We start from the raw sequence: 16,104 nt of genomic DNA on the forward strand, positions 1-16,104 counted from the left end.
TCGGGATGCCTGCCAAGACCTGGATGATCACCGGCTGTTCGACCGGCTTCGGCCGCGCGCTGGCCGAAGCGCTGATCGCGCGGGGCGAGCGCGTGGTGGCGACCGCACGCCGGCCCGGGACGCTGAAAAGCCTTGTCGATCAAGCGCCTGAGCAGGTTCTGGCGCTCGAACTTGACATCACCCTTGCAGACCGCATTGACGCCGCAGTCGCGGCCGCAAACGCGCGTTTCGGCGCGATCGACGTGCTGGTGAACAACGCCGGCTTCGGCGGCCTCGGCACGGTCGAGGATGCCTCGCTCGAAGCCGCGCGCGACATGTTCGAGACCAACGTCTTCGGCACCCTGGCGATGACCAAGGCCGTGCTGCCCGAGATGATCGCGCGGCGGAGCGGGCAGATCGTCATGATCGGCTCGGTCGCGGGACAGATCGGCTTTCCCGCGCTCGCGCATTACTCGGCCTCGAAGTTCGCGCTCGCGGGGCTGACCGAATCGCTCGCCGCCGAAGTCGCACCGCTCGGCGTGGCGGTGACCCTGGCCGAGCTCGGCCCCTTCGCCACCCATTTCACGCAGTCGATGGGCATGACCACGCCCTCGGCGCATTACGATCTCGGCGCACTGTCGGTCGAGGCGGGCAATTCGCAATGGGGTGCGGGCGATGACCCCAAGGACGGTGCCGCGGCACTGCTCGCCGCGCTGGATGCCCCGAGCCCGCCGCGCCGGCTGATCCTCGGCCAGCCGGGGCTCGACGTCGTCGCGCTCCACGAAGGGCGCCGCATGGCGGAACGCGAGCGGTGGCTGGCTACATCGCAGTTGCAGATGAAAGCCTAACCCTCGCGCCGCTCGGCCATCATGCCCTTGATCATCGGCTGCAGCGCGCGGTCGAAGCGGGCGAGGGCGACGTGGCGGCCCACGCTTTCGAAATGGGTGATCAGGTTGCGCCCGTCCCAGCGGTGCAGCGCATAGCCTGGCAGTTCGTCGGTGATCAGCTCGCGGCTGTCGGGCCGGTCCTCGTCGATCGGGCTGAGGTCGAGCGCCACGGCCGGCGCGGTCGAGGGGCAGACGCTCAGCGACAGGCCGTTCCACTGCGTGTGGATCGTGCGATGGAGATGGCCGGCGATGATCCCGCGCACCTGGTCGAAGCCCGCCACCGCGCCGGCGAAGCGCGCGATCCAGGGTTCGTGCGCGGCGCTATCGAGCCAGGTGATGCCCGATTCGATCGGCGGATGGTGCATGACGATGAAGGTCGGCGTCGCCGGATCACGCGCGAGCTGATCGCGCAGCCAGGCCACCCGCGCCGCGCAGAAGGCGCCGCCGTGGCGCCCGGGCTCGAGCGTATCGAGCACGATCAGCCGCAGCCCCGCCAGCGCGATCGCATAGTGGACGAAGCCGCCTTCGCTGGGCGTGTCGGGGAAAGCGGCGACGAGTTCGGCGCGATCGTCGTGGTTGCCGACCATCGCGTGAACCGGAAAAGGGCAGTCGGCGACCGCCGCGGCCAGCCGCGCATAGGAGTCCGGATCGCCCGCCTCGGTCAGATCGCCGGTCATCAGCAGCAGGTCGGGGCGGTTGGGGCCTTCGACCAGCCGCGCGATCACCGCGCGCAGCCGCTGCATGTTGAGCTCGTCGGGATTGTCCCGATCGAAGCCGATGTGAACGTCGGTGATCTGGGCGATCAGCACACGCGCCTCGCTCTCTCCGATCGGCTCAGGATCCTCAGGTCTTGTCTAGCTTCGTCCCGCGCGGGGCGCCTTGCGTGGGGTGATAGCCGTGACACATCGCGCAGCCCGAAGGCACCTTCGCGCGCCGGTCGTCCCCGCCCATGTGGCAGGTCCGGCAGGACGCCAGGTTGGGCAGCAGCACGTCCGAAGACGTCGAGGACTTTTCCGCGGCGTGGCACGAGGTGCACTTCTCCTGGGCGTGCGCCTTATGATTGAACCAGCCATCCGACATGAAGCGTACGGTCTGCCGCACCGGGACGACCCCGGGCCGGCCGCCCTGCATGGTCGGCGTATGGCACTCGCCGCAGACGCCCTCTTTCGACAGAGCCTGCTGGAAAGTGGTGCTGGTATAACGCGGCGGCGCGAAAGAGATGTGGTAATTACCACCAACTCCGAATTGGCCCCCGAGTTGGCCAGGCCGTGGCCGCTCGACCGAAGCCGGCGGATTGTAGCCCGAGGCCGCAAGGTCGGCGATCATCTGGTCGACGTCGCCGTGGCGCAGACGGCGCACGATGCCGCCGACGTTGTCGAAGGCCAGGCTGTGGCAGCCCTCGCAATCGCGTTCCATGTCGATCGGCTTGAAGCGGATGCCGTCCTCGGTCGGGCGGTGGCAGTTCGAACACTGCAGCCCGGCGCGGCCATAGTCGCGCTCGCGCCCGATCGAGGCGGCCATGCGCGCGGCGCCGCCCAGCGGATCGAGGTGCAGCTTGTGCGGGAAGGCCAGGCCGCTGTTCTCGCGCGGGTTGCCGTCGAGCGACATCGGCACCGACTTGTTGGCGATCGGATCGGTGACCACGACGGGGGTGAACTGCGGGTGCAGCAGGCCGAAGTCGGCGGCATTGCCCAGCCGCGTATCGGCCAGCCGGCTCTTGAGGTTTTCGTGGCAGTCGGCGCAGAACTGCTGCGCCGGCGCGGCCATCCGCGTCGCGCCTTCGTGCTCGGTATGACAATCGGCGCAGGCGCCGGGGCCTTCCTTGCCGAAGCTGTGCGCCACGGCCCAGAGCAGACGCTCGCCCAGCGGGCCGTTGCCGCCGCGCGCCAGGGCCAGCCGCGCCGGGCTGGCGTGATCGTGCACGGTCTTGTGGCACGACATGCAGGTCGCGTCCTTGACCGGTTCGAACGGCTTGACGTGGCAGGCCGTGCAGTTCTGCTCGAGCGAATGGTGCGCGAGGCTCAGCGCGCCCGCGCTCCAGGCCTTGTCGCCGCGCACCGCGATCTTGGGATTGGCCTGGTGCAGCAGGTTGAAGAAGACGGGGACCGCCAGGAAGGCCAGCAGGATCAGCGCGCCGAAGATCCAGGCCATGCGGCGCTTGCCGGGCACGGCCCCGGCCAGCGAGAAGCGCGCCTTCTCGTCGGTGGCCTCGCCCGGATCCTGGCTCGCCACCTGGGCGATCGTGATCAGCGCGGCGACATCGGCACCAAGGTCATCAGGGCGCGAGACGGTGAGGTTGTACGAGCCGAAGCGCAGCTCCGCCCCGCGCGCGGGATCGATCATCGTCGCCTGGCTCGACACGCCATCGACGCCGAAGCCCAGCGTACCCAGCGCGACGGCTTCGAGGAAATCGCCCTTGAGTTCGATCGCCGCGTGATGCGGGTCGATCGCCAGGTCGGGCAGATGGATGTCGTTTTCCGCCGCGCGGCCGATCGTCAGCCGGCTGGCGGCAACGTCGCGGTCGCGCACGATCTGCCGGCCATCGGCCGTGATGTCGATCGTTCGAAGCCTGAAAGTCATGCCCCCCAGCACCCCTACCAGTAATAGAAGACGCTGATGATGTGCGCCGTGAGTGCTGCGAGCAGCGCGAAAGTGACCGGCACGTGGACGTAGAGCCAGACTTCGAGCAGACCGCGGATGCGCATGTGCCGGCGCACGAGCGACAGTTGCGAGGTCCGCCGTTGCAGCAGCGATTCGATGCGCTGGATCGTCGGATCACGCGCCTCGGACAGCGAGGCGCGGTTGAAGCCTTCGACCGCAGCGCGCGTCGTGCAGCCCGGATAGTGGCCGGTGAGCCGCGCGAACAGCCGGCCCTCGAACGGATCCTGCTCGAGCGCGGCGAGCACGAGATCGGCATAGTGCCGGTCGAGCGGCTGCGCGGCATCGTGCAGCTGACGGTCGATCGCACGCAACGCGTCGAGCATCTGTCCCTGGGTCATCTCACCGCGATTGGCCGAGAGCTGCTGCGGCAGGGTCGCATAGGCGCTGATCCCGAAGATGCCCGACAGGATCACCAGCATCATCAAGGTATAGGCCAGGGTGTGCACGTTCCAGCCGAACTGGAAGCCCGTGTGCAAGGTCGCGACGATGATCAGCGACAGGCCCAGGTAGACGTGCGCCGAAGTCCAGGCCTTGAGCGACCAGGCGCCGCGCGTCATGTGGCGCTTGCGATAGCCGAGCAGGGTCAGCCAGACGATCAGCAAGGCGCCGATCGTGCCCAGGGTATAGCCCATCCACGAGCCGCCGTTGGGCCGCGGTTTCACGTCGGCACCGAAATAGCCGATCAGCGACAGCACGCAGAGCACCACCGCGATCTTGAGCCAGCGGAACTTGGCGTGGCGCAGGAAGCCTTCGTGATCGCTGACCGCCTGGCGGCCGGTCTGGCGGCCTTTCTGCACGGCTGCGCGGATTTCGGCCGGGGTCGAAGCCGCGGTCACCGCCGGTGCGCCAGTGTCGGGCTGGCTGGCCATCAGTTGTCCTCCCCGAGCCGAGAAACGGTGAGGAAGGCCTCGGGCGCGACGCGGATCGCGGCGCCGGTGGGGCAGGCGCGAACGCAGGCGGGGCCGCCCTCGATGCCCGAGCACATGTCGCACTTGATCGCCTTCTTGGGCTTTTCCTCGCCCGGCACGGCGTTCTTCTTGCGCCAGTAGTACGACGGCTCGCCCGGCCCCGGCCCCTTGCCGAAGAACAGCCATTCGAGCAGCGACGGCTTGGGCGGCGGCACCGAATCCATGCGGATCACGCCGTAAGGGCAGTTGCGCTGGCAATTGCCGCAGCCGATGCAGGTGTCGTCGATGAACACCTCGCCGTCGGGGCCGCGCTTGATCGCGTTGGGCGGGCAATCGGCCATGCAGTGCGGATGCTCGCAGTGGCGGCACGAGGTCGGCACGTGGAGGTGGGCATAGGTCTTGCCCGCCTCGCGATCGAGCCGCGACAGGCCTTCGTGGCTGTCGGCACAGGCCTTCTCGCAATTGTCGCAACCGACGCAGAGCGTCTCGTCGATCAGCAGCACGTCGGTCGCCTCGCCGATGCCGTTGTCGACGAGGAAGCGCGCGGTCTCCGAATACATGTCCACGACCGAGGAGAAGATGTCCTTGCGCCCCTCGATGAAGGCGTTGACGTCGCGGCGCGTGGCCATCTCGGCCTGGGCCTTGGCCAGCAGCTGCGGCTTCTTTTCGAGCAGGCGGGCAAAGGCCTCGCCGGGCAGGCGGATCACTTCGGACTTGATCGCCGCCTTGACCGTGGCCGAGCGCGGCTGCCCGTCGATCAGCGCCATCTCGCCGACATAGGAGCCCGCGGGCAGGTAGGAGAGGAACACCGGCTTTCCGGCGATCGTCTTCTCGACGATCATCGAGCCGCGACGGATCACGTAGATGTCGTCGCCGGTGTCGCCCTCGGTCAGCACGACGTCGCCCGCGCGCACGTCCTTGACCTCGGCCCCCGCGACCACTTCGGCGACGTCGGCGCTGGTCAGCCCCGAGCCGAAGATCTGCAGCAGCTGGCGCTCGATCGAGGTGCGCGTGATCGCGCGGCCCGCGGGCGGCACGGTCGAGATCAGCTTGAGCGCGGCGTTGCGCGCGAGCTCGACCACCACGGTCGGCTCGGCCGCGCGGATCGTCGAACCGCGGCGGCGGCCCGAGATCAGGCCGACCTCGCCGAAGATCGAGCCCTGCGGCAGCGGCACGGTCTTGCTGGGATCGTCCTTGTCGATCTCGACCAGCACCGAACCCTCGGCGATCGCGAAAAGCGAGGTGCCCGGCTCGTTGCGCTCGAACACCGCCTCGCCCGCGTCGAAGGCGGCGACGGTCGAATCGAGCATCAGCTCGCGCAGCTGGAGCGGCGAGACCTCCTTGAAGATGTCGATCTGGCTGCCGAAGGTGGTCAGCCATTCGTCGACCGAGCGGTTGCCCGGCAGCTTGGCGAACTTGTCGGCCAGGATCGGCTCGTCGGCAGGCTTGAGGCTCTTGTTGCCGTTGATGAACTCGACGACGTCGTAGCCCTGGTTCATGCAGTGCTTGATCAGCGGATAGCCGGCCAGCGCGCCGATCACGTAGATCCCCGGGACGGTCGATTCGAAGGCCGGCGACAGCTTGGGATAGGCGACGCGGTCGGCGCTGGTGAACTCGATGCCGGTGCCGGGCTTGATGACCTTGCGCCCGTCCTTCTCCTCGAACTCGGCACAGGCGCCCTCGACGAAGGCGCGCGGCGGGGCAGAGCCCATGCGCGCGATGACGCGGTCGCAGGGGACGGTCAGCTCGCCGTCGCGCGTGTCGAAGGTGATCGAGCCTTTGTCGATCCGCGACGCCGTGGTCTCGCGCAGCACGGTGATGCGGCCCTCGGCCTCCATCGCCACCAGCGCCTTGACGTTGGCATCCTTGGCCGTGGCGAAATCGGCCGAACGGTTGACGATCGTCACCTTGTTGCGCTGCTGCGGGTCGGCCGCGAGGCCCATCGCATTCTCGATGCCCGCGTCGCCCGCGCCTATGACGGTGATGTGCTCGTCGATATATTCGCCGGGATCGTCGAGCTGGTACTGGACCTGGGCGCCGTCCTCGACCGGGCAGCGCACGAGGTTGGGATTGCCCTGGGTACCGATCGCCAGAATCACCGTCTCGGCGATGACGACGTCACCCTTCTTGGTCTTGAGCGAGAAATTGCCCTTCTCGCCGGTGATCGCGGTGATCTCGGCCTCGTAGAGCACGTTGACCTTGTTGCCCGCGGTCTGCTCGTCCCAGGTGCCGAGCACGACCTCGCGCTTGCCGGCCTCGAAATCGAGGTCCGAACGCAGCACCAGCGACGAGGGCGTCGCCATGACGTGCTTGCCCTTCTGGTACTTGTAGATCGTGTCCGAGAGGTGGTCGGTCTTCTCGATCAGGACATGCGCCAGCCCCAGCTGCGCTGCACGCGAAGCTGCGCTGAGCCCAGCCGGACCCGAGCCGATGACGGCAATGCGTACGCGCGTTTCCAACCCCGTTTCCCCCCGGGTCCCCATCCGTCTCGACGATTGCTTTATCGGCGGATTTTCCGCACATCGCGGATCAGCGCCGGCAAAGCGGATCACCGCAATGGCTGCGCGGACTATGACGGGAAGGGCGGGATGACACAAGCCGTGAACGGGGCAGAAGCCCGCAAGTTGCCGTGGGGCAGGATCGCCCTGTTGGTCGCGGCGCTGATCGCGGCCTTTGCCGTGGGCCTCACGATCATGCGCAAGTCGGGCGATTCCACGCCCGCCGCGACGGCCAGCGACGCCGCCCTGGCGCCGCAGTCGATCGAGGCGCTCGAACTGCGCAGCAAGTCCGAGCCCGACAACGTCAGCGTCTGGCGCCAGCTCGCCACGGCCTATTTCGTCGCCGAGCGCTATACCGATGCCGCCGGTGCCTATGAAAAGGCCAGCGCGATCGAGCCGAACAATGCGGTGATCTGGTCGGCGCTCGGCGAGGCGCGGGCCATGGCCAGCGGCAGCGACGTGCCGCCACCGGCGGTCGAAGCCTTCCAGCGCGCGCTCAAGCTCGATCCCAAGGATCCGCGCTCGCGCTACTTCCTCGCGGTCAAGCGCGACCTGACCGGCGATCACGAAGGCGCGGTCGGCGACTGGCTGGCGCTGCTCGCCGATACGCCGAGCGACGCGGTCTGGCACGACAACCTCGTCCGCACGATCGAGCAGATTGGCAAGATCAACAAGATCGACGTCGCCGCGCGCATCGCCGCGGCCCAGGCCAAGGCGCCCAAGCCGACGACGCCACCGCAGATGGCGCAGATGCCGATGGCGGCGCAGGGCATCCCCGGCCCGACCGCGCAGGACCTCCAGGCCGCCACCGCCATGGCGCCGAGCGAACAGCGCGAAATGGCCGAAGGCATGGTCTCGCGGCTCGAGGGCAAGCTCAAGGCGCAGCCCAAGAATCCCGAAGGCTGGGTCATGCTGATGCGCAGCCGGATGACCCTCAACCAGCCCGACAAGGCCAGCCAGGCACTCAGGGACGCGATCGCGGCCAATCCCGACAAGGCGGATCTGCTGCGCGAGCAGGCCGGTGTGCTGGGGGTGAAGTAAGCCGGGAGGCTAGCTGCTTCCCGGTCCCGTCGCCCCTGCGAAGGCAGGGGCCCAACCAAGCTCTCGTCCTGCAGCTAAAGGTGCGTGAGCGCGCGGTCGGTTGGGCCCCTGCCTTCGCAGGGGCGACGGTGGAAGGTGGGAAAGCCTTCTGCGTGGACCGTCAGAACAACCGCTCCAACGCCCCACCGCTCTCGACCAGGAAGGTCACCAGAGTCAGGGTCAGCCCCGCGAGGAAGATGCGGTAGGCGTAGCCGAGATAGCGGTACTTCTTGCGCTGGAGCACGACGCCGTTCTGGTGGATGTCGCGCAGCATCGTGCGGAACACGGTCTCGTCCGACCGCAGCGCGGCCAGCACGCGATCGGCATATTCGTCCTCGCTGAGATTGGCGAACACACCGAAGAACAGCACGTTCTCGCGATCGGAGCTCTGCCGGCGCGGCGGCCGGAACGAGGGCAGCACCGCGGCGATCGCGCAAAGCGCCGAGAGGAAGGCCGAGATCGCCAGGACCATCAGCGCATAGGGAAAGTCCCCGCGGCTCGCCTGGCCGACCGCGATGGTGAAGACGACGAAGGTCGCGCCCATCAGGATCGAGGCCTTCTGGTCGGCCATCTGGCTCATCGTCACGTTGACCTGCATGGTCGTGCGGACGAGGTGGATCGCCTGGATCGAAAAGCCGTCGGCATTGCGCGCGGGGCCTACCGGCGCACTCGGAGTCGAGGCAGTCGGCGACGGTGTAGTCACCGCCGCCGCCGGCTTGTCTTCACTGTTCACGCTCTAAGGCTCTGCGATCAGACGACGCCGAAGGCCAGCATCGCGTCGGCGACCTTCTTGAAGCCGCCGATGTTCGCGCCCTTGACGTAGTCGATGTAGCCATCGCCCTGGCGGCCATAGGTCTCGCAGCTCTTGTGGATGCCGGCCATGATGTCCTTGAGCATCTGCTGCAGTTCCTCTTCCTTCCACGAGCGGCGTTCGGAATTCTGGCTCATCTCGAGGCCCGAGACCGCGACGCCGCCGGCATTGGCGGCCTTGCCCGGCGCGAACAGGATCTTGGCGCCGCGGAAGGCGTGTACGCCGTCGAGGTCGGTCGGCATGTTGGCGCCCTCGGACACGGCCTGGACGCCGTTGGCGATCAGGGTCTTGGCATCTTCACCGAGCAGCTCGTTCTGCGTCGCGCAGGGCAGTGCGACGTCGCAGGGCACGCCCCAGGGGGTCTTGCCGGCGGTGAAGGTGGCGCCGGGGAAAGCCTCGACATATTCCTCGATGCGGCCGCGGCGGTGCGTCTTGTGCGTCTTCACCCAGTCGATCTTCTCCTGGCTCAGGCCGTCGGGATCATGGATGAAGCCGCCCGAATCGGACAGGGTCAGCACCTTGCCGCCAAGCTGGACGATCTTCTCGGCCGCGTGGGTGGCGACGTTGCCCGAGCCCGAGATCACCGCGGTCTTGCCGACGAGGTCCTGGTCCTTGGTCGCGAGCATGTTGGCGAGGAAATAGACCGCACCGTAGCCGGTCGCCTCGGGACGGATCAGCGAGCCGCCGTATTCGAGGCCCTTGCCCGTCAGCACGCCGGTGAACTGGTTGGTGATGCGCTTGTACTGGCCGAACATGTAGCCGATCTCGCGACCACCCACGCCGATGTCGCCCGCGGGCACGTCGACGTCGGCGCCGATGTGGCGATAGAGCTCGGTCATGAACGACTGGCAGAAGCGCATGATCTCACGCACGCTCTTGCCCTTGGGATTGAAGTTCGAGCCGCCCTTGCCGCCGCCCATCGGCAGGCCGGTCAGCGCGTTCTTGAAGGTCTGCTCGAAGGCCAGGAACTTGAGCACCGATTCGGTGACCGAGGGGTGGAAGCGGATGCCGCCCTTATAGGGGCCGATCGCGTTGTTGTTCTGCACGCGCCAGCCGCGCTGGACGCGGATGTTGCCGTTGTCGTCTTCCCAGCAGACGCGGAACGAAACCACGCGATCGGGTTCGGCAATGCGGCGCAGGATCTGCTGCGAATGGTATTCTTCGTTGCTGTCGAGGAACGGAAAGATGTCTTCCGCCACTTCCTGGACCGCCTGGACGAACTCCGGCTGATGGGGATTGCGCCGGTTGACGCCCTCCATGAAGCCATTGAAGTCGACGTGATCCGATACCGCCATTGTTCTTCCCCCTTCGGCGCCAAGCCATTCCCGACACGCGATTTCCGAGTCGGATGGCGGCAACGTAGCGAAGTGTATAGGCGGAATGCGACGCCTTCTATTGTGATTTACGCCACCATTTCATCATTGCGCGGGGCGCCGCCTCAGTCGGTCTTCACCTTCGAGAAATCGAGGTCCTTGGCGGTGAACACGCGGATCGGCTCGCCCTGGCGCACGCGGATCGTCGGGCCGATCTGACCCGACTGGCCGACCGCCGCCGCCGCCGCCGACTGGCCGCCACCGGCGATGATCACGCCGGCATTGCCGCCGATCGCCGAGAGCCCGCCGATCACCGACAGCAGCATGGCCGAGCCGAAGCGCTCGAAGAAGTGCGAGTTCACCTTCCCCGCGAGGCCCGTCTCGCCCGAGAAGGCCACGGCCGGCGAGGCGATGTTGACCGAGACGCCATCGGGCCGGATCAGCCGCGTCCAGATAACGTAGGCGCGCTTCTGCCCGGCCTGGAGGCCCGACTTGTACTGGCCGATCAGCCGCGACGAGCGCGGGACCAGCACGCGGCTGCCGTCGAACGAACGGACGTCGGCCGAGACGATCGCGCGGACATAGCCGGGCACGTCGGTGTCGATCGCGGTCTCGAGGATTGCCGGGATCAGCGTGCCCTGGGTCACGGTCGACTTGGGGTCGATCATCTTGGTGGCCGTGGCCATGCCCGAGCCGCCACCGACGCCGAGGCGCGAGGCGAAGTCGTCGTTGCTGTTGCCGGCACCGGCCGGCGCGCCGGCCGCGGCGGGGCCGGCCAAGGCCGCGGGCAACGCCGAGGCGTCGAACACGACCGCGGGCGAACCCGCGGGATTGGCGCGCGGGGCGAGATTGGCAGCGGTCTGCGGCGGCGCGGCGAGGACCGGCGCGGGCGCAGGAGCCGGCGGCGGCGCAGCGGGATTGGGCGCAGGCGTAATCGCCTGCGGCGGCACGACCGGCGGCGCGGCGGGTGCGGGAACCGCGGCCTGCGGCGCCACGGCGGGTGTCCGGCTATCCTCGCGCGCGGCGTTCATCGACCACAGGGTGACGCCGCCGAGCAGCGCCACCACCGCGACACCCGCGGCGAGGCCGAGACCGTCCGAACCGCGCTTGGTCGCCGCGACCTGCGGCAGCACCGAACGCGTGGCGAGGTCGATGACCTCGGCGCCCTGCTGGTCGCGCGGATCCTCGAATTCCTCGGCATTGCGGCGGGTACCGAGCTGGCGGTTCATGGCTGTCCCCCTTGGACGCTGGCGTTGCTGGCGGTCTGGACCTGTGGTTGGGCCTTGGGCTTGGGACCCGGCCCCTTGTAGTCGAGCTGCGCGCGCTCGCGGCCGACGCGCAGGACGAGCTGCTTGGGGACGCCGTCGATCACGATCGTGTCGCCGCGCACGCCAAAGTTCACCGGGCCTTCGTCGCCCTTCTCGTTGGTCACCAGGATCGCCGGGATCGGCACGTCCTTGGGCCAGACCGCATAGGTCGATTCGCCGTCGTCGTAGAGCCGCTGCGGGATCAGCCGCGCGGGGCCCTTGCTCGCCCAGGCGAAGTTGAGCTGTGCGGGATCGACCGGCTGCGCGTCGAGCGCCTCGCGCTCGTCATCGGTCAGCGCCACGGCCGGGGCGCCCGCGGCTCCGGCAGCCTTCGGCTCGGCCGGATAGGTGAACTTGAGCGCATAGACCGGCGCCGTCGCGCGCGGATTGGCGATCAGGTCGAAGTAATAGGTGTGGCGATCGGTCACCACGGTCATGTTGGTCCGCGCCGTGGCCGTCAGCGGCTTCACGAACAGCAGGTTGGCGCGCTTGTTCGGGGTGATCTGCCAGGATTCGGCATCACCCACGGCGACGTTCTCGATGTGCTCGTCGTCGGCGAAGGCGACGGTCGCCTGGACGCCCATCTTGCCGTCGATGCGCACGACCTCGTTGGCGTTGTAGAGCCGTTGCGTCAGCCTTGCGTCGGCGGCGTGGGCCGCTTGCGACGCCGTGGCGGCGAGCAGCGCGAGAGCGAGGAGACGGGTCTTCATCGTTGCATTCCTCCGGCGCGGCCCGAGCCGCCCGTTGACTGGGGCGCGGCGAAGCGGCTGCCGATACCGCGCGCGCGGCTGCGCGGCAGCGGCGGCAGGCCCGCGGTCGAACCGCCCGAAACCTGAGTGATGTGGGTGCGGCTCGACGAGCTCCCGGACGCCGCCCCGGTGCCACCTTGCGACACCACTTCGACGCTCGTCGCCGGCACCAGGGCCGCCGCACGACCGCCGAGCGCGGCGGCGCCGCTCGCGGGCATGAGCGGCGACATCACTGCGGCCGGCATCAGCGGCGCGGCCGCAGGCATGCTGTCGCGGCTCTCGCGATCGTTGCTGGCGAGGCCGAAGACCTGCCAGGCCGAGACCATCGTCCCCGCCACTTTCAGGATCATCGACATCAGCGCGACGTGGACGCAGGCGATGACGAACAGCGCCAGCGCCGAGCGGCCGTTGACCCCCTCGACGCCGTGGAGCGAGGCCACGACCGGCACGAGCAGTTCCATGACCACGCCGCCGCCGACGACGACGAACAGCGGCGTCACCGCGGTCAGGGTCAGCCCGCGCAGCCAGCCGACGAAGAGCCCGCGCGTGCCGTTGAACAAGGCGAAGATGACGAAGACCGGGCCGACCGCGAGCAGCACCGCCAGCGCGATCCGCGCGGTGACGAGTACGCCGACCGTGCCGAGCAGCAGCAGCAGCCCGCCGAGCCACATGACGTTGGCGGGGGTGAAATTGCCCGAGACCGCGGCGCTGGCCGCCTGGGCGCCCTGTTGCGCGGCGGCGGCGGGCGGGGTCGCGGCCTTGTTGGCATCGGCCGCCTCGGCGATCGCCGCAAAGACGAGGTCGACGCGGTCGCCGAAGATCTGCGTCGCCGAACCCTGGCTACCGGTCAGCACCGAGGCGATCTCGTCGGGCGCGCCCGTCGTCAGGTTCCAGACGACCTGGCTATAGGCGACCCACGAGGTCGCGAAGGTCAGCACCAGGCCCAGGGTCAGCATCCGCGGGGTCAGCGCCGAGACGCCGATGCGGCTGCGCCCGGTCAGCAGGCTGATCGCGAAGAAGGCGATGTAGAGCGTGAGGCCGATCGTCAGCGCCGGCAGCAGCGCACCGCCGCCGCCCGCGCCGCCACCGAACAGCCGTGCGAAAGCCGAAGCGACGGTCTCGCCCGCGAGGCAATCGACCGCGCGCAGCGCCGAGGCGACGCCGTTCGACGCTTCTGCCGCCAGGACCTCGCAGGCGCTGGCCATTATTCGGCCGCCTCGGTCCAGAGGGGGTCACCGTCCACGTCGTCGGGCCAGATCTGGCCGGTCAGCGCCGGATACCAAGCCGCCGGCGCGTCGCCATAGGTCTCGCGCAGCGTGTCGAGCCGGCGCACGATGGACTCGCGGCCCGAGAGCACCGTGAGCACTTCGGGCATGCCCGAAAGGTCGAGCCGCACGACGACCGAGGCATCGGGCTGGCGGATCAGGAAGCAGCGGCTCTGCGCGGGCAGCGTGCGGATCAGCTCGAGCTCGTGCTGCGTCAGGCCGAAGCCCTCGCAATAGTCCTCGGCCCTGGCGCGCGCGTTGGGCATGAAGATCATCGTCGCGGTCTGCTCGACCAGCGCCGCCGAGATGCGACTTTCGAGCGCGTCGCGCGCCGACTGCGTGGCGAAGCCGACCAGCGCGTTGCGCTTGCGCAAGGTCTTGAGCCAGTCGCGGATGCGCGCGGCGAAGACCGGATCGTCGAGCGCCTTCCAGCCCTCGTCGATCAGGATCATCGTCGGCTCGCCGTCGAGGCGTTCCTCGATGCGGTGGAACAGGTACATCATGACCGGCGTGCGCAGCCGCGGCGTCTCGAGCAGCGCGGTCATGTCGAAGCCGAGCGTCTTCGACGTCAGGTCGAGGCGATCCTGCTCGTTGTCGAACAGCCAGCCGTGTTCGCCGTTGCCGATCCAGGCGTCGAGGCGGCTGGCGAGATCGCCGGGCTCGGGGCGGCGCGAACCGGCGAGCAGCTCGCGGAAGTGGGTGAGACGGCGCAGGCGCGCGTCGTTGGCATAGGCCGCGTCGACCGCGGCCGAGACCGTCGCCAGTTCCTCGGGGCCCTGGGCTTCAAGCAGCACGCCGAGCCAGTCGCGCAGGAAGGCGCGGTTGGCGGGGCTGTCGGGCAGCGCCAGCGGGTTGAACCCGGTCGGATGGCCGGCGGCGACGCGCGAGTAGGTCCCGCCGATCGCACGGACGAAGACCTCGGCGCCGCGGTCCTTGTCGAACAGGACCATGCGCGGATTGTACTTCTGCGCCTGGGCGGCGAGGAAGTTCATCACCACGGTCTTGCCCGAGCCCGAGGGGCCGATGACGGTGAAATTGCCGAGATCGCCGGCGTGGAAGTTGAAGAAGAACGGCGTCGCGCTGGTCGTGGTGAGCAGGGTCACCGCCTCGCCCCAGTGGTTGCCCGAAGCCTGGCCCATGGCGAAGCCGTGGAGGCTGGCGAAGCAGGCCATGTTGGCGCTCGAGATCAGCGAGCGGCGCACGACATAGGCCTCGTTGCCGGGCAGCTGGCCCCAGAAGCCGGGCTCGAGATTGGTGTCCTCGCGCACCGCGACCGCGCCGGCATCGGCGAGCGCGGCGGCGCACATGGCCACGGCATCGTCGAGGCTGTCGAGCCGGTCCGAACGCACGAGCACCGACAGGTGATGATCGCCGAAAGCCGCCGAGCCGGTGCCGAGCGCATCGCGCGCCGCGGTCATCTCGCGGCGTTCGGCGACGGCTTCCTCGTCGGCCGACTTGAGCCGGCGGATGGCGAGATCGATCCGCTCGCGCGAGACCTGGCGGTCCGACGGCGCATAGCTTTCGGTCAGGGTCAGCTCCTGCGGCAGCCGCAGCAGCGCGTCGGTCAGGCCCGGGCCGGTCGAATCGGGATAGTCCTTGAGGCTGACCAGCGCACCGAACGAGGTGCCCTGGGCGCCCTTGAGCTCGAGCGCGTCGAGCCCGAACGACAGCCGGCGATAGGGCAGCATCTGCCCGACGTCGACGTGATCCTCGGGCCGGCGCACGGGGCGCATCTCGCCGTTGTAGAGCGCCGAGAGCAGTTCGAGCACTTCGGAGCAGGTACCGGCACCGCCCTCGTAATCACCCAGCAGGCGCGCGCCATAGGCACCGAGCGCGGCGAGCATGGCCGAGGCGGCCGAGCGCAGGGTGCGCACGTCGCCCGGTTCGGCCTCGATCGCTTCCTGGCCGCGGTTCTTGAACAGGCGGCCGATACGTTCGGGCCAGCCCGCCTTGCCGCGCGCGGGACGGCGCACGAGCGTGACGAACTGGTCGTTGACGAACAGCGCGCCCGCGCCGAGCTTGTCGCGCCAGCGCGCGTCGATATGCGCGGCCAGCGGATCCTCGAAGCCGCCGGCGAGCTCGACGTGGACACGGCGGCGGACGACGTGGTGATAGAGCACGAAGCGCGCGTCGAGGCTGGCACGCAGCAGGACTTCGCGCACCGCGGTATGGGCGTTGAGCTCGTCGGCGTCGGCGGTCTCGAACGAGATGCCGGGGACGAGCAGCGAGATCATCACCGAACCGTCGCGCAGCAGCACGACGTTCTCGTCGACCAGCGCGCGATAGGGCAGGCGGTCGCCGGCCTTGGCTTCCTTGGTGGCCCAGGGGAGGGAAAGCTTGGGTTTCGCCATCGCGTCAGGCCCTCACGCCGAATAGGAGTTGCAGCCCCAGTGCCGGAAGTTCGGCACGCGCGGGCAGCGCGAAACTTTGGTGATCCACAGGTCGAACACCCGCGGCTCGCGCAGGCAGGCGATATAGCCGACGCCGTGGATCAGCGCGGCGGCGGGCAGCGCCCAGAAGCTCTTGGTCATCAGGAACAGTTCGGTCGTGACCATCAGGTTGATCACGAAGAAGCTGAAGGTCACGCCGGCGAACATCTGCGGCCGCGTCAGCGCGCGATGGACGGAGTGGCGGATGAGTTCCACG

The 16,104-nt window shown here is 68.7% G+C and carries 13 protein-coding genes; 2 read left to right on the forward strand and 11 right to left on the reverse strand.

The annotated features are described in order from the left end of the window. Nucleotides 1–5 precede the first annotated feature (5 nt). Nucleotides 6–827: an SDR family NAD(P)-dependent oxidoreductase gene (locus tag OLX23_RS08150; protein ID WP_264444313.1), complete on the forward strand. Its 822-nt coding sequence runs from the start codon at nucleotides 6–8 to the stop codon at nucleotides 825–827. Here the strand turns inward: OLX23_RS08150 and OLX23_RS08155 are convergent. The 4 genes from OLX23_RS08155 to OLX23_RS08170 are packed head-to-tail and all read right to left on the reverse strand — an operon-like array spanning nucleotide 824 to nucleotide 6,894. Beyond that, a complete protein-coding gene (locus OLX23_RS08155; RefSeq protein WP_264444315.1) occupies nucleotides 824–1,675 on the reverse strand; it encodes a phosphodiesterase in 852 nt (283 codons plus the stop codon). The genes OLX23_RS08150 and OLX23_RS08155 overlap by 4 nt on opposite strands. Before the next feature lie 34 nt (nucleotides 1,676–1,709). After that, nucleotides 1,710–3,446 (reverse strand): cytochrome c3 family protein, encoded by a 1,737-nt coding sequence (locus tag OLX23_RS08160; RefSeq protein ID WP_264444317.1) that lies wholly within the window; start codon nucleotides 3,444–3,446, stop codon nucleotides 1,710–1,712. 14 nt (nucleotides 3,447–3,460) lie between these two features. Continuing rightward, nucleotides 3,461–4,396 (reverse strand): hypothetical protein, encoded by a 936-nt coding sequence (locus tag OLX23_RS08165; protein ID WP_264444319.1) that lies wholly within the window; start codon nucleotides 4,394–4,396, stop codon nucleotides 3,461–3,463. After that, nucleotides 4,396–6,894 carry a cyclic nucleotide-binding domain-containing protein gene (locus OLX23_RS08170; RefSeq protein ID WP_264444321.1) on the reverse strand — a complete coding sequence of 833 codons (2,499 nt, stop codon included), beginning with the start codon at nucleotides 6,892–6,894 and terminating at the stop codon, nucleotides 4,396–4,398. The genes OLX23_RS08165 and OLX23_RS08170 overlap by 1 nt, the downstream gene beginning before the upstream one ends. Before the next feature lie 129 nt (nucleotides 6,895–7,023). Between OLX23_RS08170 and OLX23_RS08175 the strand changes: the two genes are divergently transcribed. Beyond that, nucleotides 7,024–7,974, forward strand: coding sequence for a tetratricopeptide repeat protein (locus OLX23_RS08175; RefSeq protein ID WP_264444322.1), 951 nt, complete (start codon nucleotides 7,024–7,026; stop codon nucleotides 7,972–7,974). Nucleotides 7,975–8,134: 160 nt separating this feature from the next. Here OLX23_RS08175 and OLX23_RS08180 read toward each other — a convergent pair whose 3' ends face one another. The 7 genes from OLX23_RS08180 to OLX23_RS08210 all read right to left on the reverse strand — a co-directional run bounded on the left by OLX23_RS08180 (nucleotide 8,135) and on the right by OLX23_RS08210 (nucleotide 16,103). Then, on the reverse strand, nucleotides 8,135–8,746 hold the full coding sequence (locus tag OLX23_RS08180) for a Pycsar system effector family protein (RefSeq protein ID WP_264444323.1): 612 nt from the start codon (nucleotides 8,744–8,746) through the stop codon (nucleotides 8,135–8,137). A 17-nt stretch (nucleotides 8,747–8,763) separates the two neighbouring features. Next, entirely contained in the window at nucleotides 8,764–10,119 is a 1,356-nt protein-coding gene (gene gdhA, locus OLX23_RS08185) for an NADP-specific glutamate dehydrogenase (protein ID WP_264444324.1), read from the reverse strand. Nucleotides 10,120–10,262: 143 nt separating this feature from the next. Further along, nucleotides 10,263–11,366 carry a TrbI/VirB10 family protein gene (locus OLX23_RS08190; protein WP_264444326.1) on the reverse strand — a complete coding sequence of 368 codons (1,104 nt, stop codon included), beginning with the start codon at nucleotides 11,364–11,366 and terminating at the stop codon, nucleotides 10,263–10,265. Beyond that, nucleotides 11,363–12,154 carry a TrbG/VirB9 family P-type conjugative transfer protein gene (locus OLX23_RS08195; RefSeq protein WP_264444327.1) on the reverse strand — a complete coding sequence of 264 codons (792 nt, stop codon included), beginning with the start codon at nucleotides 12,152–12,154 and terminating at the stop codon, nucleotides 11,363–11,365. Before OLX23_RS08195 ends, OLX23_RS08190 begins: the two co-directional genes overlap by 4 nt. Then, entirely contained in the window at nucleotides 12,151–13,398 is a 1,248-nt protein-coding gene (locus tag OLX23_RS08200) for a type IV secretion system protein (RefSeq protein ID WP_264444328.1), read from the reverse strand. Before OLX23_RS08200 ends, OLX23_RS08195 begins: the two co-directional genes overlap by 4 nt. Continuing rightward, the gene (locus tag OLX23_RS08205; RefSeq protein ID WP_264444329.1) at nucleotides 13,398–15,809 is read right to left on the reverse strand and encodes a VirB4 family type IV secretion/conjugal transfer ATPase; all 2,412 of its coding nucleotides are present in this window, start codon (nucleotides 15,807–15,809) and stop codon (nucleotides 13,398–13,400) included. Before OLX23_RS08205 ends, OLX23_RS08200 begins: the two co-directional genes overlap by 1 nt. A gap of 12 nt (nucleotides 15,810–15,821) precedes the next feature. Then, on the reverse strand, nucleotides 15,822–16,103 hold the full coding sequence (locus OLX23_RS08210) for a type IV secretion system protein VirB3 (protein ID WP_264444330.1): 282 nt from the start codon (nucleotides 16,101–16,103) through the stop codon (nucleotides 15,822–15,824). Between the last annotated feature and the right edge of the window lies 1 nt (nucleotide 16,104).

The sequence above is a fragment of the Novosphingobium sp. JCM 18896 genome (assembly GCF_025938095.1).
In the GTDB taxonomy this organism is placed as follows: domain Bacteria; phylum Pseudomonadota; class Alphaproteobacteria; order Sphingomonadales; family Sphingomonadaceae; genus Novosphingobium.

Bases quoted from the DNA above. Each gene is read 5' to 3' on its own strand.
- OLX23_RS08150 (WP_264444313.1), top strand. From the start codon at position 6: ATGCCTGCCAAGACCTGGATGATCACCGGCTGTTCGACCGGCTTCGGC.
- OLX23_RS08160 (WP_264444317.1), bottom strand. From the start codon at position 3,446: ATGACTTTCAGGCTTCGAACGATCGACATCACGGCCGATGGCCGGCAG.
- OLX23_RS08165 (WP_264444319.1), bottom strand. From the start codon at position 4,396: ATGGCCAGCCAGCCCGACACTGGCGCACCGGCGGTGACCGCGGCTTCG.
- OLX23_RS08175 (WP_264444322.1), top strand. From the start codon at position 7,024: ATGACACAAGCCGTGAACGGGGCAGAAGCCCGCAAGTTGCCGTGGGGC.
- gdhA (WP_264444324.1), bottom strand. From the start codon at position 10,119: ATGGCGGTATCGGATCACGTCGACTTCAATGGCTTCATGGAGGGCGTC.
- OLX23_RS08190 (WP_264444326.1), bottom strand. From the start codon at position 11,366: ATGAACCGCCAGCTCGGTACCCGCCGCAATGCCGAGGAATTCGAGGAT.
- OLX23_RS08195 (WP_264444327.1), bottom strand. From the start codon at position 12,154: ATGAAGACCCGTCTCCTCGCTCTCGCGCTGCTCGCCGCCACGGCGTCG.
- OLX23_RS08200 (WP_264444328.1), bottom strand. From the start codon at position 13,398: ATGGCCAGCGCCTGCGAGGTCCTGGCGGCAGAAGCGTCGAACGGCGTC.
- OLX23_RS08205 (WP_264444329.1), bottom strand. From the start codon at position 15,809: ATGGCGAAACCCAAGCTTTCCCTCCCCTGGGCCACCAAGGAAGCCAAG.